This window comes from Bacillus sp. MSP13 (assembly GCF_000815295.1).
In the GTDB taxonomy this organism is placed as follows: Bacteria; Bacillota; Bacilli; order Bacillales; family Bacillaceae; genus Bacillus; species Bacillus vallismortis.
This window is the reverse complement of sequence record NZ_JXAQ01000003.1, coordinates 169,592-193,629: the sequence shown is the minus strand read 5'-3', so window position 1 is coordinate 193,629 and position 24,038 is coordinate 169,592. Positions and strand designations below refer to the sequence as shown.

The 24,038-nt window shown below is 42.7% G+C and carries 17 protein-coding genes, 2 pseudogenes, 1 riboswitch and 1 other annotated feature; of the genes and pseudogenes, 3 read left to right on the top strand and 16 right to left on the bottom strand.

Annotated elements, in window-relative coordinates:
- Positions 1-113: 113 nt before the first annotated feature.
- Entirely contained in the window at positions 114-6,062 is a 5,949-nt protein-coding gene (locus tag SC79_RS02335) for a pectinesterase family protein (RefSeq protein WP_039073711.1), read from the bottom strand.
- A gap of 276 nt (positions 6,063-6,338) precedes the next feature.
- Positions 6,339-7,163, bottom strand: coding sequence for a MerR family transcriptional regulator (locus SC79_RS02330; protein ID WP_039073710.1), 825 nt, complete (start codon positions 7,161-7,163; stop codon positions 6,339-6,341).
- Positions 7,164-7,964: 801 nt separating this feature from the next.
- On the opposite strand from SC79_RS02330, the gene SC79_RS02325 reads away from it, so the two are divergent.
- Positions 7,965-11,477, top strand: a complete 3,513-nt coding sequence (locus SC79_RS02325) for a bacterial Ig-like domain-containing protein (protein WP_039073709.1) — start codon at positions 7,965-7,967, stop codon at positions 11,475-11,477.
- Between the two features lie 155 nt (positions 11,478-11,632).
- On the opposite strand, the pseudogene SC79_RS02320 reads toward SC79_RS02325, so the two are convergent.
- Positions 11,633-11,976, bottom strand: a pseudogene (locus SC79_RS02320) (histidine phosphatase family protein); the annotation flags it as partial.
- Between the two features lie 123 nt (positions 11,977-12,099).
- Between SC79_RS02320 and SC79_RS02315 the strand changes: the two are divergent.
- On the top strand, positions 12,100-12,570 hold the full coding sequence (locus tag SC79_RS02315; protein ID WP_039073708.1) for a nucleoside deaminase: 471 nt from the start codon (positions 12,100-12,102) through the stop codon (positions 12,568-12,570).
- A gap of 4 nt (positions 12,571-12,574) precedes the next feature.
- Here SC79_RS02315 and SC79_RS02310 read toward each other — a convergent pair whose 3' ends face one another.
- Together SC79_RS02310 and SC79_RS02305 are read right to left on the bottom strand one after the other, a co-directional pair.
- Positions 12,575-13,678 carry a glycosyltransferase family 2 protein gene (locus tag SC79_RS02310; RefSeq protein ID WP_039073707.1) on the bottom strand — a complete coding sequence of 368 codons (1,104 nt, stop codon included), beginning with the start codon at positions 13,676-13,678 and terminating at the stop codon, positions 12,575-12,577.
- A 125-nt stretch (positions 13,679-13,803) separates the two neighbouring features.
- The gene (locus SC79_RS02305; RefSeq protein WP_010330466.1) at positions 13,804-14,214 is read right to left on the bottom strand and encodes an organic hydroperoxide resistance protein; all 411 of its coding nucleotides are present in this window, start codon (positions 14,212-14,214) and stop codon (positions 13,804-13,806) included.
- A 140-nt stretch (positions 14,215-14,354) separates the two neighbouring features.
- Here SC79_RS02305 and SC79_RS02300 point away from each other — a divergent pair, with 140 nt between their 5' ends.
- On the top strand, positions 14,355-14,807 hold the full coding sequence (locus SC79_RS02300) for a MarR family winged helix-turn-helix transcriptional regulator (RefSeq protein WP_039073706.1): 453 nt from the start codon (positions 14,355-14,357) through the stop codon (positions 14,805-14,807).
- Between the two features lie 23 nt (positions 14,808-14,830).
- Here SC79_RS02300 and SC79_RS02295 read toward each other — a convergent pair whose 3' ends face one another.
- The 11 genes and pseudogenes from SC79_RS02295 to SC79_RS02245 form a co-directional block, all read right to left on the bottom strand.
- Positions 14,831-15,256, bottom strand: a complete 426-nt coding sequence (locus tag SC79_RS02295) for an organic hydroperoxide resistance protein (protein ID WP_039073705.1) — start codon at positions 15,254-15,256, stop codon at positions 14,831-14,833.
- Positions 15,257-15,379: 123 nt separating this feature from the next.
- Positions 15,380-16,627 (bottom strand): glutamate-5-semialdehyde dehydrogenase, encoded by a 1,248-nt coding sequence (gene proA, locus SC79_RS02290; protein ID WP_039073704.1) that lies wholly within the window; start codon positions 16,625-16,627, stop codon positions 15,380-15,382.
- Positions 16,628-16,638: 11 nt separating this feature from the next.
- Entirely contained in the window at positions 16,639-17,736 is a 1,098-nt protein-coding gene (gene proB, locus SC79_RS02285; RefSeq protein WP_039073703.1) for a glutamate 5-kinase, read from the bottom strand.
- Positions 17,737-17,799: 63 nt separating this feature from the next.
- Positions 17,800-18,010 (bottom strand) — a binding site (T-box leader).
- 86 nt (positions 18,011-18,096) lie between these two features.
- Complete coding sequence (gene purU / locus SC79_RS02280) at positions 18,097-18,999, bottom strand: formyltetrahydrofolate deformylase (RefSeq protein WP_039073702.1); 903 nt, start codon at positions 18,997-18,999, stop codon at positions 18,097-18,099.
- Between the two features lie 70 nt (positions 19,000-19,069).
- Entirely contained in the window at positions 19,070-19,387 is a 318-nt protein-coding gene (gene ykkD, locus SC79_RS02275) for a multidrug efflux SMR transporter subunit YkkD (protein ID WP_010330460.1), read from the bottom strand.
- Positions 19,387-19,725 (bottom strand): SMR family transporter, encoded by a 339-nt coding sequence (locus SC79_RS02270; RefSeq protein WP_039073701.1) that lies wholly within the window; start codon positions 19,723-19,725, stop codon positions 19,387-19,389. Before SC79_RS02270 ends, ykkD begins: the two co-directional genes overlap by 1 nt.
- 77 nt (positions 19,726-19,802) lie before the next feature.
- A riboswitch (guanidine-I (ykkC/yxkD leader) is annotated at positions 19,803-19,914 on the bottom strand.
- A gap of 33 nt (positions 19,915-19,947) precedes the next feature.
- Positions 19,948-20,463 carry a GNAT family N-acetyltransferase gene (locus tag SC79_RS02265; RefSeq protein WP_039073700.1) on the bottom strand — a complete coding sequence of 172 codons (516 nt, stop codon included), beginning with the start codon at positions 20,461-20,463 and terminating at the stop codon, positions 19,948-19,950.
- Positions 20,460-20,977: pseudogene (locus SC79_RS02260) on the bottom strand (DinB family protein). The gene SC79_RS02265 and the pseudogene SC79_RS02260 overlap by 4 nt, the downstream one beginning before the upstream one ends.
- A gap of 88 nt (positions 20,978-21,065) precedes the next feature.
- Positions 21,066-21,797: a DUF421 domain-containing protein gene (locus SC79_RS02255; RefSeq protein WP_039073699.1), complete on the bottom strand. Its 732-nt coding sequence runs from the start codon at positions 21,795-21,797 to the stop codon at positions 21,066-21,068.
- Positions 21,798-21,996: 199 nt separating this feature from the next.
- Positions 21,997-23,196 (bottom strand): NO-inducible flavohemoprotein, encoded by a 1,200-nt coding sequence (hmpA, locus tag SC79_RS02250; RefSeq protein WP_039073698.1) that lies wholly within the window; start codon positions 23,194-23,196, stop codon positions 21,997-21,999.
- A gap of 244 nt (positions 23,197-23,440) precedes the next feature.
- Complete coding sequence (locus SC79_RS02245; protein ID WP_039073888.1) at positions 23,441-23,959, bottom strand: acyl-CoA thioesterase; 519 nt, start codon at positions 23,957-23,959, stop codon at positions 23,441-23,443.
- Between the last annotated feature and the right edge of the window lie 79 nt (positions 23,960-24,038).

The following is a 24,038-nucleotide window of genomic DNA, read 5'->3' as shown; positions in this document are numbered from 1 at the left end:
ATGATCTGATATCGGTCAGCTAGACCCTTACGCCTTTTTTGTTCGTAGTTATGTCAGTATCTGGACTGGCTGCACAAGGTCTGGTTGTACCCGAAGTCCCACTCCCCTCACTATTACCGCTTTTCCTTCTTTTTTGTTTTGACAGACTTTGATGGCCCTGTTGTAGATTCATTACCTGCTGCGTCAATTGCTTCTATCTTAAAGGTATACTTTGTTCCTGCTGCCAGCCCCGATACTTTATAACTGCTTTCTGTAACGGTAGCAAGTTCAGTTTCATCTTGATATACTTTATAACCGCTAACCTTGTCACTAGCCCCACTCCAGGTCAAAGTGAGGCCTGTATCTGTTACATTTGAGGTTTTTAACTTTCCTTTGTTCCATAGAGTTGTTGTATCTTCTTTAATCACCTCAACACCATCAACGATTAGTTTGATGTCACTGAAGGTAATGTCAGCATTTCTCGCTACAAACATTCCTACATAAACGTAATCGGAATCAAGACTTGTTAATTTAAAATCAAAACCTCCCGTAATCGTAGCTTCAGTCCCAAACATAGCAGCATAGCCATCTGAATTGCTCTCAATCCGAAGGTTAACCGTATCTCCTGGGGATATTGGGCTCTCAGCCGTTCCACCTTGAGTAAGCACTCCACTCTTCCTTGCAAAGGAATTCCAATACCTTCCGTCTGCTGCTTTTGTCAGTTTCAAAGGTGCTGCTGCAACATAATCACCCAGAGCTGTCGTCATATTCGAATCAATGTACATTTCGTCTCTGGCCATCAAACCAAAGGATACTTGATCGTTGTATTCAAAACGATTAATCTTAGCTTTTGCAGTCAGCTTAAATGTACTGTTTGCAGGAACCTTATAGTAATACATCGCAAGCCCATCCACGTTACTAGCAATTTTCCCCTTATTATTCCTAACAGCGATGTGCATATTTCCACCATCATCGGTTTCTAAAGTTTGATTGTCCGTATTTGGACTACCACCAACATTACCAAAAACCGTACCTTTCCAAATTCCATAGTCAGCCCATAACTCACTTTGCGGCAATTCACCTGTATAAGATGGTTCCTCGTAATTTGGATTAGAAACGAGTATATCTGCTTTCGTTGGTGCTTGTGTATCAATTACATGCTCAGCTAGCCCACTAATGCCTAATACCTTAATCGTCTTGGTGATAAGGTGTGCATGATAGGCAGCACCCCATATATTAGTGTGGGTATTATCTACACTTTCCGATTTCGACGATGTCCATGAATGTAGATACAACGTTTCATCCGGACCTAATTGATCATATACATTTTTCGTTAATGTTGTCATATCTACTACTGGAATTTCTAAATCAACGCCTAAATTTCGGATGGCTTGTGCATAATCTCCACCTTCAAATTCTCCAGAATCGGCTGTAATATGAAGGTTCGAATTACTCCACTCACCAGTTGCTGTTCTTCTTACAATTGGGGTAGTCAAGATGACTTGAGTTCCTGCCGCTTGAGCCTGCTTAATATAATTCTCATACAAAGAGTTCGCAAAGGATCCCTGATCCGAATAGGTTCCATTGGGATTTGTATATCTGTCAACTTCATGCTTCTCATCGTTATGCCCAAAACCTATTAATAAGTAATCTCCGCTCTTCATACCGTTTAGTAACGTTTGATACTCAGGATCAGTGATATAGCTTTTTGAACTTCTTCCTGACAATGCAAGATTTTGTATAGTGTATGAGCCACCCAAATAGTTTTCGATGTGAGTCCCCCAACCATATCTTGGATAATAGTAGTTGTCTGAGAAGGCACTTACGGTTGAATCGCCAACAATCCAAATGGTTGAAGTAGGATCAGTCGTTTTTGCTGTTATTGTCACCTTTATGATAACTCCCGGAGCAAAACCGTCTACGGTTCCGTGAACTTTCACTGTTCCAACCTTTGTAGTGTCAACCGTATCCCAGGTCACATCCACATCCTTTTGAGTTCCATCACTGTATACCGCTTTTACAGTTTGTGGAAGTTCGGCTGAATTTCCTTGAGTTACAGCTATATCTCCTGGTTGTACGATTGAAATAGGTTGTTCCGGTACAGCAGATAGACTGTTAATTAAAGCTTGTGTTTCATTCGTCCAATAGTTATCTAACTCTTTTGTATAAACGCCGTTTTCATCACGAGTAAAAACACTTACTTCGCTGCGTGAATTAACTTCAAATAGTACACTCCCCTTACCGTCTACAGCGCCTACTCTTACAGGTGGAATTATGTAGCTGGAGATGTTATATCCAAGATCCTGTATTCCCTTGGTTAGTAAACCACTGTTATAAAATCCTCCAATTTTATTATTATGAGTTGAATCTGCAGGATTCATGATTGCCCTAGCTACAGGAGAGACTCCATTATTGGCTGCAGGATCATTTTTATATGCCTTTTCAAAGGATTCCTTTGTCAAATCAAACATATTAATGACTTCAACACCCTGCTCTTCACCCAACTGCTCAACGGCTTTTACATAAGCATTATTGGACGTTGTTATGGTTCCTGTTGTAGTATCCGTTGCATCATGATGAGGCCTAATCGTTCCATCGGAGTTAAAATATTGTCTTGAAACCGGAGTTACTAAAATAGGTGTGGCACCTGAATTTCTTGCTACATCAATATACTGCTGCAAATACCACTTGAAGGTACCGCTTGTATATGGAAAATACTCTGGCCCATATTTTGAAAGGCTCTCCGGCGTTGCTTCCTTCATACCCGGAACAGAAGGGTAAATACCATGTTCATCCGATTCTCCCATAGAGACAAATCTATCTAAAAGATATCCAGTTTGATTTGATGAATCATTATGTCCAAACTGAATCAGCAAGTAGTCACCAGCTGTAATAGTAGAAGCAATTTTATCAAGACTTCCTTCATTAATAAAACTTCTCGAGCTTCTACCTCCGTTCGCATAGTTCACAATATTCACTTTATCGGAATTGAAAAAGCTCTGTAAATATTCTCCCCAGCCACCTAAGTCTGATGATGAACCGTATGTCTTAACCGTCGAATCACCTGCTACATAAATATTTACACGCTCTCCATCCGGAATTTCATTATCTCCGCCACCGGATGAGCCAGCTTTAACCAAATTGTCAAGCTGAACAGACATCGGAGTGCTCTTTAAACCATTAACGGTTTCCGGTGTAACAACAGCCTTAATATAATAACCTTCATCGGCACTAGTTATTTTATAATTTTTTGAGATATACGCTGTTGTTGCATGGATTAACGTTTCCGTTCCATCAGGACTTACCTTATACCACTGGATTAACGAACTGTCGTTTTGATTATCATTTGGATCCTTAAACTCATAACCTAAGCTAATCGTGTTTCCGGTGTAAGGCATATTAATATCATCATCTGTTGTAAAGAAAGGATTAATCTTAAATGTCGGGGCAGCATCACTGTCAGCTGAATAGTAAGATGGTTTCCACCCTCCGAGGTAATTCTCAACATTTATTGCGTCTGCTTGTTTTTTTGTCAAAACGGGTACTCTTCTTTGCGATGTATCGACAGCTTTACCATTATAAGTTGTGTTGTATTCTGCATAATTTGCATTTTCAGGTTGATTGCCAGACATCTCATGCCAACCGCTTGGGTTCATAATATCGCTTGTCTGAAGCTTAGTATTTAAGAAGGTTACTTTTGCCCCTGCTCCCCATGGTCTTCCGAAATAACCAGGTGAAAACAGCTTTTTACTGTCTGCCGTAATTGTACTGTTCCTAAACAGGTACCCATAGGAAGCTGTATCTTTCGCTGCTGTTATATAACCGCCAACAGCCTGCTCACTGTAACCAGCAAAATTCAATGTAACATTATCAAATACTACGTTCCCATCACCAAATATATAATCTGTGTTGCCTTCTATAAAAGAGTTCTTAAAATAACTGCGATTCGTACCTGTATAAAGGGTATCCTGACTTCCAAGAAAACGACAGTTCAAAAATTCTGTACGGTCTCCCTCCATGATCATTGCTGCCGCTCTTTCTGTAGCTGCTTTTGACGTAACATCAGTAAAAGAATTTCTTTCTACATTTATAGAGCTTCCCGCTACATTGGCCAACTCCACACCATCTGCTAATTCCTCATCTGTCACATATTTGTTAAAGGAATTTTCAAATATGATATTTTGAGCTTTGAAGTTTTCTGCAGCACTGGTGACATACACAGTACCTCCCCATTTACTGGCGGTATTTTTGGAATATTGATCAAATGCCTTCTCTTCATCATAAAAGCCGTCATCGCCGATGCTGTAATATTTATATCCAATACCGTAATACCACGTAATTTTCACTTGCGTATTTGGATCACTCGTTGGGTTTGGATTGGAATTCACAAGGGAAATGTATGGAGTTTGTATTACAAGCTGCTCCCTGTATACCCCCGGCGCAATATGAATGGTGATTCGCTGCTCTTCATTGCTCGGGTTCATTCTTTCCGCTACAGCAAGAGCTTCCTTCACTGTTTGATAGTTATGTTCCTTTGAGCTATCACCAACATATAAGTCAGCAACCCATGAAAGGGGCTCTGGCTCCGAATGGTTAACAAACAGAATATCCTTTGTCGTATCCTGTCCACTAATAACGACGTGAGTGCTTGTGCTATCATTCTCAGAACTAGTCGCTGTAACGCTGTACACTCCGTCTCTGAGACTAACCGTATAACCTCCGTTCGAAACGGTCCCGGAATACACGTATCCATCATCAACATTAGTAAATGTCATACTTGAAATTTGAGCTGTTGATGATAATCCCTGGAATGTACCTGTTGCCGTGTATACTGGTTTTTTATCAACTGTAATATCCTGAATAGTGTCAGCGCTTACATTTATACGATCACCATCAACAACTTCATAATCATTGACACCAGAAATAACGGCTGTATACAGCAGTCCATCCTGAACATCAGCTGTAAATGTCATGTCCTGTGTATTAACTGTGGCTGTAACTGGTGAAGCAAGGCTACCCTCTTCAGGATGAAACTTGATTTGTAATTTACTTACATCATAACTGCTGTCAAAGCCCATAATATCCCCTCTTACTGTGACAAGCTGGTTAGCCACAACATCTAAGCTAATCGTTTTCCCCATTGCAATATCAGACGTTGACGTGCTAACTACCTTGGTTTCATCAGTAAATCTGTATTCCGGAACATCCTTTAAAGTGGCAATATACTCATAACCAGTTGCTAAAACTGCATCAAAGGTATTGTCTGCATTCATATTCACAGTTGTTGTATCACCTGTTGCCTGATTCGTAAACGTAAGTGCATAATCTGTAGAAATATCACTGCCATTTACATTCACAGCGCCACTTACCTTAACTCCAGGAGTTCTAACTACTCGATGAAACCAAGGCTTTCCTCCTGAAGTCGCTGAAACATAAATTTGATAGGAGCCGGAATACTGTGCTATAAACTCAACTTTTTGTGCTGTTCTAGTAAAATCAGCAGCACTATCCTGAACTTCCGAAGTATCCGGTGTTACCGTTACTTTTGAACCGTCTATACTTACCGCTGCGTGAACGAAGTGGATGGTTTCATCTCCATTGCTTGTGCCACCATATACCGTAATTTTATCTCCTGCAACCACATGCTCCAGAGTCAAAAACCTTCTCTCTGTACCTCCCGTACCATTTGCGTAATAAACGCCGTTTGATTGATATCCATCCTCATAACTGTGCTCTTGATTTTCCCAGCTACCAGAGGAGTTATCACCGACAGTCGTGCCATCAGCTTTATCATAATAAGACCTGTCACTTGTAACTGGATTAGCTACGGTTAAATCACCATAAGAAGTGGTTTCAAATGTACCAGATTTAATGGTGGTTTTCTTGTCAAGAATATCGGGTGTGATATTGTTGTTGTATAATTCCCCCGGCGTTTGGATTCCCCCAAAATCCCATACATCAATTTTTCTGCTGTTAGATGTGTCACTGGCTAATGCTAAACCACCAATACTGTTTAAGGCTAAGGTGAAAAGCGTTGTAAATATAAGGACTTTCCTAAAAGCTTTTCTAGACTTACTTTGCATTATTACACCCCTCTCAATAATTGGTGATAGTTTTTAAAAAATCGTCAGTTCATTTTGGAATTCATGATCCCTAAACTTTGTTTCTTATACACACATCAAAGACATATTAGGAGATTAAATGGATTCGTCCGCTTTCGCATTTTTATTTAACAGCCATTATTCAACTAGATCGGACATCCCTAAATAATCGAATAGTGTGTCACCTCCTCTTTCATCTTTTCCTAGGTCTGCATAAGTATTATGGAGGTTGACACAATGTCAAAGTCAATAAAGCGCTTACATTTTTGTTATAGGAATACCTAGTAAAATATACTGTATCTCTTGATTCTCTTCCAACACATTGGCAACTACAATCCCAATAATATCACCAGTCACCTGTAAATTGTGATCCTTCATATATTGAAAAGGTTCATTAAGTAAAAATTTCTTTAAACTATTAGACTTACTGGCCTCGTCAATAGTTAACGGTAGCTTGGCCATAGTGAGCAGAGATTTCCGTTTATCATATTTTTCCGTATATTCATTATGTGCTAACTGATATTTTTCTAAATGGACGCTCTTTATGGCCCAACCTGCATTTAAAATGATATGATCTCTTTCAACGTCTTCTTTTCGTATTAAGTAAATCCTTTGCACCTCAGGTGATACATTCAAAAATTTTTGTACAGTTACTAGTCTATTAGGTTCTTTTAAAATCTTATCCCCACTTTGATAAAGTACATATGACAAATCAACGCAATCTCTGATATAGCAATGGTTTAAGCCATTCGCCTTTTTCATTAGAACCAAATCATCTTTTAATCTATGTCTTAAATTCTTTAAATAGCTAATCTTATTGTCAAAATCCTCTATTTTCCTCTCAAATGCAGTTATTAACCCTGGCAATTCACTGCTCTTCATCTCATCTATTTCCGGAAGTGTAAAATCATACTTCCGCAATAACTTTAGGTTCATTAACATGATAATATCTTCTTCATGATAATATCGGTAGTTACTAGTTTCAGATCGTTTCGAAGTAATATAGCCCATTTTTTCGTATCTTCGGATTGTGTTAGTGGAAAAGTTAAGTAAAGCCGCTACCTCACTAATCTTGTATTTCATAACAACCTCTCCTCAAAGTTTAGTGTATACTTCTTCACATCTATTTCCAAAATCCACCCATCTTTTAGTGTATTTTCTGTACGATTCGATACCACTGTTGCTCCACACTAAGGAAACTTTAGTAAACCTGCTAGCAAGTATTTTCTTGATTACTTGATGTTCTCGTCTTCAAACAAATTGCTTGCTTCGTGCTCTTTGGATAGTTTCTTAGTTTTTCTGCGTACTCTTGAATCTTGCCTTCTCCTTCAGGTTCAACTTGATCTTTTTCGGATTTGGATGATGTTTGAACTCTCGGGAGGTGGTCAAAGTCTTTTGAGGTCGAGTCCACATTTACCCGGGAGTAGAACTTTATCTGTGAAAACGGAGCGATATTTAAGCATATGTACGTCACATGTTTCTAAAGAGAGACAGCTCTCAACGTGGACTGAAGAGCGCTTCCTCTTCTCATGACTACTAATGGCCTAGCCGCACCTATCATCTCCTTCCTGATGAAGATGTCGGGGCCTGACAGCGGATTTCGGGAATTTTCTTTTGTAACTCCCTTACTATAAAGGTTTCAAAGTAAGTTGATTACACCTAATATTCAGTTCATTATTGACAGCGCTTTCAAACGTAGGTATTTTAAAATTACAATGTTGTTAACACAAACTACTTTTTATATCCACTATTTAACTCCATTCTACTTCATTCGCAGCAAACTTATCCAAAAAACATGCCTGGCAATTTAATTTATCTGGAGGTGTTTGACCGAACTTACTTTGTCTAAAACTTATCTAAAATTATATAAGGAGGCGTTACCAAATGAAAAAACCGCGCTTTGTCAAAAACATAGCAATGATTGCTATCTTTTTAATGTTGTTCTCTAATATGAATCTGACAGTGTTCGCACAAACTTTCAACAATCCACTTGGAGATGGATGGAGCTTTGAAGCTTTTGGCTCTAACACAAGTGACGGCAAAAACACGGCACCTACTGATAATGGGGACGGATCCCTTACAATCCTTGCTGAGGGCGGAAAAATTGCAAGCAATGAAATTGGTATATCCTTTCAGTCTTTAGAACTTAATGCGTCAGATAACTTTGAAATCACAACAACAGTGTCAGCCGACTCCTATAGTCCCGACAAACAGCGTGGTTTCGGTCTGATGATACTTGATCAAACAGGTGAAGATAAAGATGGAAAAAACCGTCACAATTACGTTGCTGTGGGGGCCCTTGATGGGGATCTTCGAGGGTATTACAGTAAAGGCGGGCTTACCAAGTTAGACGTTTTTCCAAATAGCGTAAGTCCCGCGACTGGAGAATCTTATAACTTATCTATCAAAAAATCAGGAGATACATTCGTTGTTACCTCCAATGGGGAACGTGAGACATTCAAACTGGAGGATGCCTTTTCGGGGGATATCTCAGTGGGATTGTTTGTTGCTCGTAATGGTCAAATTACATTTTCAAACACCACAGTTGATGTCTCTGATGTAGTTACTGATGAACTTCAAGCAAACAAGGATGATATAAAAACTGAGGATCTGGGGGACAAAGAGCTTAGGCTGGAAGGATTAGCAGCTACTGCTGTTAATGGAGACCATTCAGAGCCTCCCGTTGCCGAGACACGTGTTACTGGATATCCTCGAACAACATATACCGTTGGGGATGCGTTTAATGCAGATGGTCTGGAAGTATCTAAAATATATGACAACGGAGACCAGGAAGTGCTAAACTCAGATGCTTATGAACTTGATACAAGTAATTTCAATCATTCAATCGCAGGTGTCTATACAATTGGTGTAAACCCAACTGACAGCTCAACCGACGGCACTTCGTTTGATGTAACTGTACGGGAAGAAGCAGAAATAGTTTGGAACGAAATCCGATTCGGACATTCTACAAGTGATGATACAAACTATATTGAATATCTTGATAACGGAGGCATTCGAGTCGTTGCAGAGGGGACAAGCGCCGGCAAAATTACTGGTGATCATGATGGGATTACCTTCTATTACACCGAAATTGATGCTAAGAAAGATAACTTTACACTTTCTGCTGATATCAAAGTGAACGAATATGCAAAAACTTCCCATGATGGTCAAGAGTCTTTTGGTATTATGGCCCGTGATGCGATTGGTGAAAATGGAAACAGTGGTGTATTTGCTTCCAATATTGCTGCTATCGGAGGGTTTAGCGGTGGCACAAAAGAAATGAATGGTACACAACTATTTATCCGAACCGGGGTAAAATCTTCAGATGGAACTGGGAGTCAAGGGATTCAAAAAACGATGCTTAAAGCTGAGCGACCATCAATTGATAACACTCATCCTGCTGAAGACTATCGTTTAACGCTCTCGAAAACAAACAGTGGTTATACTGGACAATTAAATCATGGGGATGAAGCGGTTTTCTTTGAACCAGAGATTTTAGATGTCCAGGATGACAAGATTTACGTAGGATTCTATACTGCAAGGTTAGCAGATATTGAAGTTCATCATATCGACTTAGAGATAACAGCATCTGCTACTGATGCACCAAGGGTATATCCTCCTACTGAACCTGCTGAACCTGTTGAGCCAAACTTCAGCATTGTATCCCGCGACAAAACTTCTGAAGCGACATATGATTTACTAATGAAATCAAATGTTGACGGAGTTCTAACAGTTAAAGCTGGCCAAAAAGTAATTGCAAGCAATTTAAATGTAACAAAAGGAGAAATCGTCAAGGTACCTGCTACACTTAAAGAAAATGCTGACACAAACTTTAGTACGACATTCTTACCAAGCAAGAACCAATATTTAACTTCTTACGATAAGATAGTGAAGAACTTTACCGTATCGATGAAAACTTTTAGAGATGGTGAAGATATCCACGTCTCTCCTGATGGCACGAGGACTGGCAATGGCGCATTAGCAAATCCACTTGATCTAGATACTGCCATTGAATACGTACAACCTGGACAACGAATTATCGTTGCTGACGGTAACTATGTAAGAGATTCTAAACTGGAATTTTCTAAATATAACGATGGTACAGAAAGCTCGAGAAAGTATCTTGTCGCTGCTAACGGCGCACGTCCTGTTATCGACTTTGATAAACGCTCAGAAGGTGGCATATTAAATGGTAACTACTGGCATATAAAAGGAATTGATGTTGCACGATCTGCAGCTAACACAAAAGGTTTTGTTGTTGGTGGACACCACAATATTGTAGAAGACAGCAGGTTCTATGAAAATGGTGACACTGGTTTGCAAATTAGTAGAACAGACGGTGATGCTCCCCGTGAAGAATGGCCGTCTAACAACCTTATTTTAAACAGTGAATCCTTTGATAATGCAGACCCTGCCCACAATAACGCAGATGGATTTGCAGCTAAGCTGACATCTGGAGAAGGAAACATTTTCCGTGGCTGCATCTCGCACCATAACATTGATGATGGCTATGACCTTTACACTAAAGTTAGAAGCGGAGCGATCGGAGCCGTTACCATTGAGGATAGTATTGCCTATGATAACGGTACACTAACAGATGGTACGGTTGGTGATGGCGATAAGAATGGATTTAAGCTAGGTGGCGAAGGTGTCCATGTCCCGCATATTATTCGAAACAGTATAGCATTTAATAACGGGGCAACTGGTTTCACCAGCAATAGTAATCCAGGAGTAATTACAGACGGCATCATCGCATACAACAATGGAAAAAACATTGACTTTTCTACTTACTCTGGAATTGAAGAAGACTTTAAGTTAAGTGGCATTGTTTCCTACCACAGTGGAGTTAATGCTACTGATACCTATCCTATGGACGCTCTATCAGACGATAACTACTTCTTTAATGGCAAGGAATCTGTGAACGCATCTTCAGATGTCATTACAGATGAGAACTTTGTGAGTTTAGATCCAGAACTTCCGTATGAACGTGATGAAAATATAAAAGGCTTAAAATCAAATATAATCTGGGGCGATTTCCTGCAATATCTTCCAACTATAACAGCTGAGCTGGAGGTGCGCCCGGCTACATTAAAACTCAACGAAAATAAAAACAGCAAGGCAGTTTTAACATCTTATCTGGTATTTGCTGACGAAACTGTTTTAGAGAATATCGACTTTGCCAGCCTTCTTTTAAATGGCAAAGTCGTTCCAGCTGAACATCAAAAGAAAGATCCTGTCGTTGATTTTAACAATGATGGTATAGCTGCATACAAAATCGCATTCCCACGACAGCAGCTGTTAAGCACTCTGGAAAAAGGAGAGCAGAGGGTGACAGTTACCGGAACATTAACAACAGGGCAAAAATTTAGAGCAACAGGCATAGTTACAGTAAAATAATTCAAAAAGGATGGTGCTTTCTCCGTTAAGCAGAACACTCTTGATGAAGAAAACCTAACTGAACAAGCAAAAGGCATACCTCACTGGTATGTCTTTTTTGCTACTGCTGAATTTTGGTGTTGGCACTTTCTGAGATCCGCTAACAGGATTAGATGGCGATAAGCTTCGGGATAATGAAAATAAGGATGATAAAGCTCTGGTTCGTCCCTTTCAATCTCCTCTTGTTTTTTCCCTTTCCATGAGCCCAGTGACGTTTCTCTGAATATATGATCTATCACCAGCTGGAGCCTGCGCGATCCCAGTACGGTTTTGCGGTCTCTTCTGTTCGCTTGCTTGGGCTGATGTAATCCTGATTGAATTCAATATCCCGCAAACGCTTCCCAAGAGCACGGGCGTTGTATTGTCTAAGTTCTGTTAAATCAGAATCCTGCCAGCCCTGCATCCGTTTATCCACGTTCCATTGAGTCTGTCCGTGCCTGGCAATATATAAATGCAGCATGATTCCCCTCCTCTGATCTTAGAAAATCCCCCAAATATTTTGTTGTTTTTGCACTTTTTCGAGAATGAATTTTGCCGCTTTTTCGGCTATACTGATAACACTCAATTGACAGGAGGGTTTGAAATGAGTCATGAAATGTTCTTAAAACGGGCTGTCGACCTTGCACTAGATGGAGTGAACGCGGGAGTTGGCGGGCCTTTCGGTGCTGTTATTGTAAAAGACGGTGCCATTATTGCCGAGGGGCGGAACAATGTCACAACAAGCAATGACCCGACTGCCCACGCGGAAGTGACAGCTATTCGATACGCCTGCGAGGCGCTTGGAACACACCAGCTCGATGACTGCATTTTGTATACGAGCTGCGAGCCATGCCCCATGTGCTTGGGTGCCATCTACTGGGCGCGGCCGAAAGCCGTTTACTTTGCAGCGAAACATAGAGACGCTGCTGAAGCCGGATTTGATGATTCATTCATTTATCAAGAAATTGATAAGCCTGCTGAAGAAAGAACGATTTCCTTTTATCAAGTGACTCTGAAGGGACATTTATCCCCGTTTCAGGCATGGCGGAACTTTGCCAATAAGAAAAAATATTAAAGGATCAGGCATGCGCGGCCTGATCTTTTGTTAATTCGCTGAGAAGCCGCTGTGCCCGTGCGCACTTCGGGTTTTCTTTCAGCGCTTTTTGCAAATACAAAACCGCAGTCAAATGCTGATCCATTTCAGCATGACAGACACCGAGCCAGCAGCTTGATCTAAAATTGGCCGCCCCCTTTACCTGTATGTACTGATGGTTTTCATGATTGGTTTTCAGGCAAGCTTCAAACGCCGTAATCGCGTCTCTGACTTTTCTAAGCTGATACATGATCATTCCTTTATAATAGTGAAGCGTACAGTAGTCGGGATAATGCCTCAGCGCTTCATTGATATCGCGTTCCGCTTCTTCGTACCGTTCTGCGTCAATGAATAATTTAACCTTTACATAATAGCTAGCAGGCGGCGGGATTTGCTTTTTTCTTTTACATTCGTTGATACAATCCATTGCCAGCCGGATCGCTTTATCAGCTTCGTATCCTCTCTCATACTCAACTGCTTTCTGACAAATGAGAAACGGGTCAGCGCAGGATGTAAGCGATTTTGCATTCAATAAATTTATGTTGCGTTGATGCTTTTTCTTTGCCTCCTGCTCTAAATAGCCGTAATGGTGAATGATACATGGAAGCGAGAAAGTGCTGCTCGCGTCTTCTCCCTCAGGCCTTTCGCCAATACTTCCTGTAAACGTAATGTGTCGCTGATTCCGGATCAGCCTGATCTGACTTTGTTCAAACGCTTCATTTTCATTCCATTGCTTCCCTGTATAGCTTACAACCTTCACGCAACCGAGAGGCGGCAAGCTGTCAGTCAGCAGCGAAGGCAATAGAGCGCCCGTATCCGGGTCTAGTTCTTCATCAGCATCCAAGATTAATATCCACTCTCCCTCGGCATACTGCAGGCTCGCATTTCTCGCCTGCGAAAAGTCCTGTTCCCATCTATGATGATACACTCGGGCATGAAAGCTTGTGCAAATGTCTTCCGTACGATCGTTTGATCCGGTATCAACCACAATGATTTCATCAGCAATATGCTCCACACTCTCTAAACAGCGGGCGATATGGCGTTCTTCATTTTTCACAATCATACATACTGACAGCTTCGGCCTTTTCATGTACTCACCTTTTCTCTCGTCTGAATTTACCTATATTACATGTATTCACACTTTGAAAAGATCATGCCCGCCTCGCATGCTTCCGCACAAAAAACATCCTGAGAGAGCCCTCAGGATGCCGGTCATTATTTTAATTCTAATTTCACATCAATATTTCCTCTGGTTGCCTTTGAATAAGGACAGAAATCATGAGCAGCATTGACAAGCTCTTGTGCCTTGTCGCGATCCAAATCTTTCGTATTCACAACAAGTGTGACGCCGATTTTAAACCCGTCGTCGCTCTCATCCTTCATGAGGCTGACTTGTCCTTCAATTTCGGAATCAATCTCGATATTTTGTTCTTTGGCCACGTGTTCGAGCGCGCCGCCGAAGCATGCAGCGTATCCTGCCGCAAAGAGCTGTTCCGGGTTTGTACCGGTTTGTCCTTCTTTTTTTGCATTGGGCATGACAATGTCATAATCAAGTACGCCGTCATCTGATGTAATATGTCCTGCCCGTCCGCCTCGCGCGGTTGCTTTTGCTGTAAATAGTGCCATATGTCTCAACCTCCTTATTTGTATCTAATAGTTATATTTCCCTTTCTGATTTTTTTAAACATGCTATGTTGCCGAGAATAGGAAAAGTGATGTTTTTAAGATACAATAGAATGGAATGTCAGAAAGAGTTGGTGAACAAAATGAAAAATGAATTTGACCATATGAAATTGGAGAATCAGCTATGTTTTTTGCTATATGCGAGTTCGCGTGAAATGACAAAGCAATACAAGCCGCTGCTAGATCAGCTGAATGTGACATACCCTCAATATTTGGCTTTGCTATTGTTATGGGAACATGAAACGCTTACTGTCAAAAAGATGGGCGAGCTGCTGTATTTAGATTCAGGAACGCTCACTCCGATGCTAAAACGAATGGAACAGCAGGGCTTCATTACGAGAAAACGATCTGAAGAGGATGAGCGGTCCGTGTTGATCAGCCTGACAGAGGACGGAGAATTACTAAAAGAAAAAGCGGCTGACATTCCTGGAAAGATTCTGGGACTCTCATATCAGTCCGGAGAGGACCTGAAACAGTTAAAATCCGTTCTATATACATTGCTGGAAATACTTCATCAAAAAAATGAGGATGCCTGATATGGAGGCATCCTCTCTTTCGTTTATTCAGCTACTTCCAGCGTAACATCGATATTTCCGGAGGTTGCTTTTGAATACGGGCAGACGCCGTGCGCTTTTTGCACAAGTGCCTGTAATTCTGATGCACTGACTCCTTTTCCTTTCACCTGCAGCTTCACACCCAGCTTGTAGCCTTGATCCGCTTCATCCTTTAACAGGCTCACATTCGCTGTCACCTCTGTCTCCACTTTGACTCGTTCTGTTCTTGCTACCAGCTGCAATGCGCTGTCAAAGCAAGCTGCGTAACCTGCGGCAAACAGCTGCTCCGGATTTGTCACTTTTTCTAATTGATTTGCTCTCGGTGTCCCCGGCATTGCGACATCAAGCTCAAGAACGCGGTCTGATGATATCACCTTTCCTTCTCTGCCTCCTACCGCTGAAACAGTTGCAGTAAATAATGCTTGACTCATTTTCATTCCCCCAATTCATTTTATGCAATTAAATTGTACACAACTTAATTTACAGTGTCAATTTTCGGTGCACAAAAAAAGCTTATCCCGTTAAGAGATAAGCTTTCACCGAACTTTCCCCCGCTATTCGCGGATTTGCCCCGTTCCTTTAATGATATATTTAGTAGAAGTCAGTGCAGGAAGCCCCATCGGCCCTCTTGCATGTAGCTTCTGCGTGCTGATGCCGATTTCGGCTCCGTATCCAAATTCAAAGCCGTCGGTAAAACGGGTTGACGCATTATGGTAGACAGCGGCAGCATCGACAGCCGTTTGGAAATAAACTGCGTTCTTGTCATCTTCAGTTAAAATCGCTTCTGAATGATTGGTGCCGTATTGTTGGATATGCTTCACAGCTTCTTCGACGTTCGCAACCGTCTTTACGCTGAGGACAGGCGCTAAAAATTCTGTTTCCCAATCTTCTTCGGACGCTTTTTTGCATGAAGGATGAAGGTCACATACACATTCATCTCCGCGAATGTCAACTCCCGCGTTTTCCAGCTGAGTCAGCAATTCTTTCCCGTGTTTTTCCGCCCACGCCTTGTGAATCAGCAATGATTCAATTGCATTACAGACAGAAGGGCGCTGTGTTTTGGCGTTTACGACAACCTTTCCCGCCATTTGCGGGTTGGCAGTCTCGTCAATGAAAATATGGCAGTTTCCTGCTCCGGTTTCTAACACGGGCACCGTTGATTCTCTCACAACGAGATCGATCAGCTTTTTGCCTCCGCGCGGAATTAATACGTCTAGGCCATCGTTCAGTGTAAAGAGTTCTTTTGCCGTTTCTCTGCTCGTATCCTCAATCAGCTGGACGGCGTCAATTGGAAGCGCTGATCGCTCAAGTGCTCTGTGAATGACATTGACGAGAGCTTTGTTGCTGTGAATGGCTGAGGAGCTGCCCCGCAGGACAACCGCGTTTCCCGTTTTTAAGCAGAGGGTGGCCGCGTCGACTGTTACGTTCGGTCTCGCTTCATAGATCATTCCGACCACACCAAGCGGAACACGGATTTTTTCAATCAGCAGGCCGTTCTCCTTTTCAATCGTTTCAAGAGATTCACCGACTGGATCTGCCAAATCAATTAAAAGCTCTACCGCGTCCGCTATATCAAAAATGCGTTTCTCATCCAATGTCAGGCGATCAATGATATCTGATGTTAAGCCATTGTTCTTTCCATTCTCAATATCTTTCGCATTTTCAGTTAAGATAAAATCCTTTTCTTGCCGGAGCCCGTTTGCGATAAGACTGAGCGCCTCATTTTTTTCAGACGTTGTTTTCATGATCAGTTCCGCTGCTGCTTCATTTGCCAGTCTCGCTTTTACAGAAACTTCACTCATTTTTCCGCCTCCTAGTCTTTTAGATTGACCCAGTCATTCCTGTGGATCACCTCAAACGTTTTCTCAAAATCGAGTTCATCACTGCGTTTGCCTTTGGCCGCCATTATCTCCTCGGAGGAGTAATGTGTTTGGCCTTTTCCGATCACGCCGCCCGGCCCCCGAACTTCTACGACCGCCCCTTTTGGAAAGCTTCCATTTACGCCAACTACGCCAGCAGGCAGCAGGCTGCTTCCGTGATGGATCATCGCCTCCTCGGCACCCGCATCAATCACAATTTCTCCTGCGATCGGTGAGTGGAACTGAATCCACTGTCTCGTGTTGTTAACCGAGGATCGTTCTTTGTCACCGATGTAAGTGCCGTCTCCCCTGCCGTCCAAAATATCCGCAAGCTTTTGCTCTCCGCTTCCTGTTCCAATGAACACTTTCACGCCAAGAGACAGAGCGGTTTGTGCGGCTAACAGCTTTGATTTCATACCGCCGGTGCCGACCTTTGATCCGGCTGAACCCGCATACCCCAGCAATTCAGGCGTGATCTCCGGCAAATCATCAAATCGTTTCGCCTCAGGATGTTCATTCGGATTGGCATCATACAGCCCGTTGATGTCAGTGAGAATCATAAGCTGGTCCGCATGAATCAATCCGCTCACTAACGCAGAAAGCATGTCATTATCACCGAATGTCAATTCTTCAACAGATGTAGAGTCGTTTTCATTGATAATCGGAATGACACCGCGCTCCAGTAATTCCATAATCGTTGCGTACGCGTTTCGATACCGTTCTCTTTTCGAAAAATCATTTCTCGTTAAAAGGATCTGCCCCGGAGTCAGTGCGTATTGTTTGAATTGATTCATATATTGCTGCATTAACAGTGTTTGTCCGACCGCGGCCGCCGCCTGTTTTCCTTTAATGGTAACGGGGCGGGACGGATAACCGAGGCTGGAAAACCCCGCCGCTACGGCTCCCGAGGTAATCAGAATCATTTCATGTCCCGCTTTCTTCAACAGTGAAATGGCTTGAACATGCTCTTTGATTTTCGCCTCATCAATGCTTCCGTTGCTATTCGTGAGCGAACTGCTTCCTATTTTTACTACTATTCTTTGTTTTTTCATTTATTCTCCTCCGCGGCTCTTCGCCAGCCAACTTACAATAAAAAAACCCATTTCATCCTGATTCATAAGGACGAAATGGGTTTCCGTGGTACCACCTTGATTGAACGCGCTTATGCGCGCTCCGCTTTCCTGTAACGCCAGGTTATGCGCCTAGGTTTTCCCCCTAAGACTCCAAGGCAGGTTCGGCAGGTTTCATGCGGCAAAATGTTTCAGCGGTTCATTTTGCTCTCTGTCACAGAAAGGTCTGCTTACTAATCCTCTTCAACGCTCAATGATTTTTTTATATTATGCAAAGAAAAAAGTCTCTTGTCAAGTTTTTTATCATCAAAAAGAGCCCGCTTGGCGCGGGCCTTTTGCAGTCTAGTTAAAGACGATTGTTTTATTTTCGTGAACGATGACGCGGTCTTCCAAATGCCATTTCACAGCACGGGCAAGAACGCTGCGTTCAATTGTTCTGCCGATGTTTTTCAGCGCTTCCGTATTGTCACGGTGGTCTACGCGCTCAATATCCTGTTCAATGATCGGCCCTTCGTCAAGATCGTTTGTGACATAGTGGGATGTCGCTCCGATTAATTTCACGCCGCGTTCGTAAGCCCGTTTGTACGGATTCGCACCGATAAAAGCAGGCAGGAATGAATGGTGAATATTAATGATGCGATTCGGATGGGCTGAAACAAAGTCAGGGGTTAAGATCTGCATATAGCGCGCAAGCACAATCGCATCAATCTCATATTGCTCAAGCAGTTCAAGCTGCTTTTTTTCGACTTCCGCCCTGATGTCTTTGTTCGCTTTCATATAGTGGAACGGGATATTAAGCCGCTCAACCAGTTCTCTCGCTTCCTCATGGTTGCTGATGACAACAGCGATTTCCGCCATAAGGTTGCCGGTTTGCCATTCCCAAATCAGCTCGTGCAGGCAGTGAAGCTCCTTTGAGACAAAAATGGCGACACGTTTCAATTCGCTTGCCAATGTTAAGCTCCATGTCATGTCAAATGTTTCCGCAACAGACGCAAACGCATCCTGCAGTGTTTCTTTTTTCTCACGAATGCCCTCGCAGTTGAATTCGATTCTCAGGAAAAACCGGCCACCTTCAGGGTCTGTCGTATATTGGTTGGATTCTATAATATTGGCGCCGTGTTCAAATAAAAACGCGGAAACCGCAGAAACGATACCCGGCTGATCAGGACAGCTGACCAAAAGACGGCCTTTGTCCTCATTTCCGTCGCGGAATTCGTTTAAACGCTGAGTCATATATGATTTCATGAATAATCCCTCTTATCTTTGTAAGTCTAAACTATTTATCCATTATACTGAAGATTTGATAAAAATCAATTTATGACAGAATTTTTAAACCAACCGCTGAGCACAAAATCAAAGCGATAAAGAAGATCCGTTTGGCGTCTTTCGGCTCCTTGTAAAAGAGGATGCCGACAAGCGCCCCGCCTGCGGTGCCAATGCCTGTCCAGACAGCGTAAGCCGTGCCCATCGGTATGGTTTCCATTGCATAAGACAGCAAGGAAAAGGAAGCGGCAAAACCAACAATGATCAACAGCACCCATTTCATGCTTTTTTCTTTCGCATATTGATTCATAAGGGCCACGCCGGCCATCTCCAAACAGCCCGCACACAATAAACTGATCCAGTGCAGCATTATGCCTCGCCTCCTTTTTCCTCTGTCTCATCCTGTGTCACAAGCTTCAATCCGATTACACCAACTAGGAGCACACCGATTAACAAAAGCTTCGGCCATCCAACCGGCTCATGAAACAGAATGATTTCACTCAGCACTGTTCCTGCCGTCCCAAGTCCGGTAAAGACGGCATACACGGTTCCGACAGGCAAACTGTTTGTCGCCTTTATTAAAAGAGAAAAACTGACTATGATGCCGACGGCAGTGCCGCTCCATGTTAATGCTGAGTCAGCATGCTTTAAGCCTACCACCCAAACAACCTCGAAAACGGCGGCAAACACGACTAATCCCCATTTCATTTCAAGTCATTCCTTTCTTTCTGGTAAGATTCTCCGAAAACAAAAAAAACCCGGACAGTCGTCTCACATGAGATTGACTCTCCCGGGCTTTTTTCCCTCCGTGTGCATACACGCCTCTATTTACGCGTATGTGTTTTCTCTCGGACCAGTCCATGTCCATTGACATACGGAACCCTAGAAAACTTTACCTGACATCATGATACTATAACTCGCCTCTTTCTTTCAATTGTAAGATTTTCTTTCATATACCGCGATTGGTTTATTCCATTTTCTGATCGTTCTGCTGTAAAGCATGCCGATGTGCTCCGCCACCCGAATAGACGCTTTATTATCCGGGTCGATCAAAGCCGCCATCTTGCCGAACTGCCGCTCGTTGAAGCCGTAGTCCAAGCAGGCCTGAGCCGCTTCTTTCGCATAGCCGTTCCCCCAGTGGCGGCGGGCCAACATATAGCCGATTTCCATGACTGTTTGATTTTCAATCTGTTGGGGAACGATGCCGCATTGCCCCAAAAAGTCTCCCGTCTGTCTATCTTCAGCAATCCACAGACTGACGCCGTACCCTTTTTCATTTCTTTTGTTCCAATTGATCCACTCGCGGGTTTGCCTTTTATCTTTTAAGTCGGAGTAATATTTCATCACATCATGGTCGTTAAAAAGCTTAAGCAAAGAGACATAATCCCGATCTTCCATACAGCGCAAACGAATTCGGTCGGTCACAAGCTTCGTTTTAACGCTCATATCATCCTCTCCTGCTTCCATTCTTTTTTGAGGACTTCAATATGGGCTTGGTGATAGCGGTTATGATCCGCCATAGCCAAATGCCCCACCTTACCGTCGCAGTGTCATCAGCGTAAGTAAGCGGCCGATGCAAATCATCATCGGTTAAGGTGAAACATACCGATTTCAGCTCGTTTACCACATGCTGATGTCCTCTTAGAAGTTCATCTAAACCGGGTTGGTTTTTCGGTTCAGTCAGCTGTCCGTTTTCATCTGTCATCGGGCCGTATGTCCGCTCAATATGATCTGGTATCCGATTTTCCTTGACACACCAGATCCACCTGATATCAACATTTGCGATATGGCGCAAAAGCTGAGCCGTGCTGTTTTTTGTTTGGCAGCTGCCCTTATAATATAGTTTACCCTGCGTTATGCGACTTACAATAAAAGCCAGACGGAGACTATTTTCTTCCACTGCGGAATACAGCAGACTAACCATCGGCGCCATGTCGTTTCTAATACATAAGTCCTTCATGTTCAGCTCCCCCCTTACTAGGTACATTTGACACCAAGAAAAAATCCCCTTTAAAAAAGAAAAAAGCTCCCTTAAATAGAGAGCAGGATCAATTGTTATTTCCCGGTTTATATAAGTAGGGATCATGCTGCGGTCCGTTGGAGGAATTCACATCAAGCGAGATATCGCCATGGGCATTCATCGTGCCTAGTGTGACCGAGGACAGCAGTTTAGGGCTGTATCCTTTTTCCTCAAGCTGCTGAAAGAGCCAGGATCGATTTTTTTGGAGGTATTTCAAATTATGGTCAAGGATTTCACCATCCAATATGAGTGGAATCGGGATAAAATTCCGTTCAGCTTCCATATTCAAATCCCTCACCTGCACCGCCCTCGCTTCCTCTTTTGGAATGACGCTTACTTCTCCCGTTTCCTCAATGATGGCAAGATCAATGTCAGCCGGATCGGCATAGCCCTTTTCCCTCAGCTTTCCGAGCAGTTCATTAACAGTCAGCCTTTCTTTACGCAGTCCCTGTTCATCAATATCCCCATTTCGGATTAAGACTGTCGGGCTTACGACAAGCAACCATCTCCATTTATTAGAAAGGGAGAGCTTGGTCATCAGGAGATAAAGCATCAAAAAAGCGCCTGCGTAATAAATGGACATCGGCAGCCTGGATGTAAGAATTGGTTCACTGATAATTGTGCCGATCGCGAAGGTCAAAAGCAGATCAAAATTGTTCATTTGCGACACCGCTTTTTTACCGGCAAGCCGAAACAAAATATACGCAATTAAAAATACGATAACTGGCTTCAGCAAAAATGCCCATACCATCCATAACACTGATCCCTTACCTCCATCCGCTCGTTATATTGAGCCTATTGTTCCCTGAGGCAGAGCCTCTATGCGTCATTCCCCTTTTATCCGGCCCTAATCTAACGGCGGGGAGTCAGTATCGTCGGATGCAGAAAGAGTCGCCTGTCTGCCACTTCTATCATGATAAAAAAACTCTTCTCTTAGTGAGAAGAGTTTCACGGGATGCTCAAACGGACTGTGCCAAACTTAATTGCGGGCCGAACAGCTCGTAATGGATAGATTCCGGCGCTGATCCAAGTTCTGACACTAGCTTATGCATTGCCGTAATAAATGAAGGGGAACCGCAAATATAATAATCCGCGTCTGTATTGGCAATCAGTTCTTTGAGGAACTGCTGATCAATCTGTCCTTCATGAAATTGAAGATCACCTGCTCGGTCTTCCTCAGTCGGCTCACGATACACAAATGCGGTTTTCACAGAAGAATGGTTTGCAGCTTCTTCCACCTCATGGCGCAAAGCGTGGTATTCACTGTTTTTCGCGGCATGAATGAACAGAATCTGCCGTTCAGGCTGGTTAGAAACAGATGTTTTCAGCATGCTAATCATTGGTGTAATACCAACTCCGGCACTGAGCAGAACGAGATTTTTTTGTGATGAAGGATTCAAAACAAAATCTCCTGCCGGTGCGCTGACCTCTATTGAATCTCCCTCATGCAGCCCATCGTGTAAATACGAAGATACGGCCCCGTCTTTCTTCACTGAGATTCGGTAATGGTCTTTTCCCGGCATATCAGACAGGCTGTATTGACGAATATGCGTATATTCAGAACCAGGAATCCGCACTTTGATGCTGATATACTGTCCTGCTTGACACTCAGGTAACGGCTTGCCGTCTTCCGGCTTCAAATAGAAGGACATAATTTCTTTGCTTTCCCGCTCTTTTTTCACGATGATGAATGCCTTATACTCCTTCCAGCCGCCTGCTTGCTCTTCCGCCTGCTCATACATTTCTTTTTCAATTCCGATGAACGCGTCAGCGATTACGCCGTACGCTTTCTCCCATGCCTGCATAATATCAGGTGTCGCGGCGTCTCCTAGAACATCTTTGATCCCAATCAGCAAATATTTGCCGACGATTGGATAATGTTCAGCCTTGATTCCGATACTGCGGTGTTTATGGCCGATTTGTTTGACGACAGGAATAATATTTCCGAGCTGGTCAATATTTGCCGCAGCTGCAATAACGGCATTTGCAAGGGCAGTTCGTTGCGTTTTTTTCTTTTGATTTGTTTGATTAAACATGTTCAGAAGCTCTGGATGATCGTGGAACATCAGATCGTAAAAACGGCCAGTGATCGCTTCTCCATGCTGTTGTAATACGGGTACAGTGCTTTTAATGATTTCGATTGTTTGATTATCTAACATCGCATAAACAATCCTTTCAAAAGATGTATTTAAAATATATCTTTAAGATACACGATCCCGCGAATAAAAGATATATTTTAAATAAATCTTTAATAAATTTGTCACAAAATTATCCATTTAATGTGACAATTGTTGCTTTTTTATAGCATCCACTAGCAAATACGGACTACCCCCTGTCATGATCACTGGCGGAAAGACGCAAGCACAAAAAAACCCAAAACAACTTGTGTTTTGGGTGTGACGATTACCAAGGTTTTTCAGTTCCAAGCGCATTTGCTAGCGCCTGGCTGTGTTTCTTGCGGTTCTTCCGTTCATTGGCGCGCTGAACGGCTGTATTATGAAGCATCACCTCTTCTTCCGTTTCCGGCACAATTCTCGGAACAGGCATCGGTTTGCCATTTGAATCCAATGCGACAAATGTCAAAAAGGATGTCGCGGCAAGTTCCCGTTCGCCAGTCATCAGATGCTCCTTAATGACTTTCACAAACACCTCCATCGAGGAAGTGCCGACCCATGTCACATATGACTCCAAGCAGACAGACTCCTTTTGGCCGATCGGCTTCAAAAAATCGACTGAGTCCATCGAAGCGGTTACTGTTTCACGTCTGCAATGGCGCGCCGCGGAAATAGAGGCAATGTCATCGATATAACTCATTAATTTTCCGCCAAACAGCGTGTTATGGTTGTTCGTATCAAGCGGGAACACCCTGCTGGTTTTTACAACCTTTGACTCTTTACAAAATCTTGTTTCTGGTGTTTCCATATCTTTCTCCCCTTTGATGTCTGATCGTTTAGCAACATACACTCATATTCTCCTATTAAACAATATTCTCTGCCATTTG

Coding starts and splice junctions, on each gene's coding strand:
- SC79_RS02335 (WP_039073711.1), bottom strand. CDS start 6,062: ATGCAAAGTAAGTCTAGAAAAGCTTTTAGGAAAGTCCTTATATTTACA.
- SC79_RS02330 (WP_039073710.1), bottom strand. CDS start 7,163: ATGAAATACAAGATTAGTGAGGTAGCGGCTTTACTTAACTTTTCCACT.
- SC79_RS02325 (WP_039073709.1), top strand. CDS start 7,965: ATGAAAAAACCGCGCTTTGTCAAAAACATAGCAATGATTGCTATCTTT.
- SC79_RS02315 (WP_039073708.1), top strand. CDS start 12,100: ATGAGTCATGAAATGTTCTTAAAACGGGCTGTCGACCTTGCACTAGAT.
- SC79_RS02310 (WP_039073707.1), bottom strand. CDS start 13,678: ATGAAAAGGCCGAAGCTGTCAGTATGTATGATTGTGAAAAATGAAGAA.
- SC79_RS02305 (WP_010330466.1), bottom strand. CDS start 14,214: ATGGCACTATTTACAGCAAAAGCAACCGCGCGAGGCGGACGGGCAGGA.
- SC79_RS02300 (WP_039073706.1), top strand. CDS start 14,355: ATGAAAAATGAATTTGACCATATGAAATTGGAGAATCAGCTATGTTTT.
- SC79_RS02295 (WP_039073705.1), bottom strand. CDS start 15,256: ATGAGTCAAGCATTATTTACTGCAACTGTTTCAGCGGTAGGAGGCAGA.
- proA (WP_039073704.1), bottom strand. CDS start 16,627: ATGAGTGAAGTTTCTGTAAAAGCGAGACTGGCAAATGAAGCAGCAGCG.
- proB (WP_039073703.1), bottom strand. CDS start 17,736: ATGAAAAAACAAAGAATAGTAGTAAAAATAGGAAGCAGTTCGCTCACG.
- purU (WP_039073702.1), bottom strand. CDS start 18,999: ATGAAATCATATATGACTCAGCGTTTAAACGAATTCCGCGACGGAAAT.
- ykkD (WP_010330460.1), bottom strand. CDS start 19,387: ATGCTGCACTGGATCAGTTTATTGTGTGCGGGCTGTTTGGAGATGGCC.
- SC79_RS02270 (WP_039073701.1), bottom strand. CDS start 19,725: ATGAAATGGGGATTAGTCGTGTTTGCCGCCGTTTTCGAGGTTGTTTGG.
- SC79_RS02265 (WP_039073700.1), bottom strand. CDS start 20,463: ATGAGCGTTAAAACGAAGCTTGTGACCGACCGAATTCGTTTGCGCTGT.
- hmpA (WP_039073698.1), bottom strand. CDS start 23,196: ATGTTAGATAATCAAACAATCGAAATCATTAAAAGCACTGTACCCGTA.
- SC79_RS02245 (WP_039073888.1), bottom strand. CDS start 23,959: ATGGAAACACCAGAAACAAGATTTTGTAAAGAGTCAAAGGTTGTAAAA.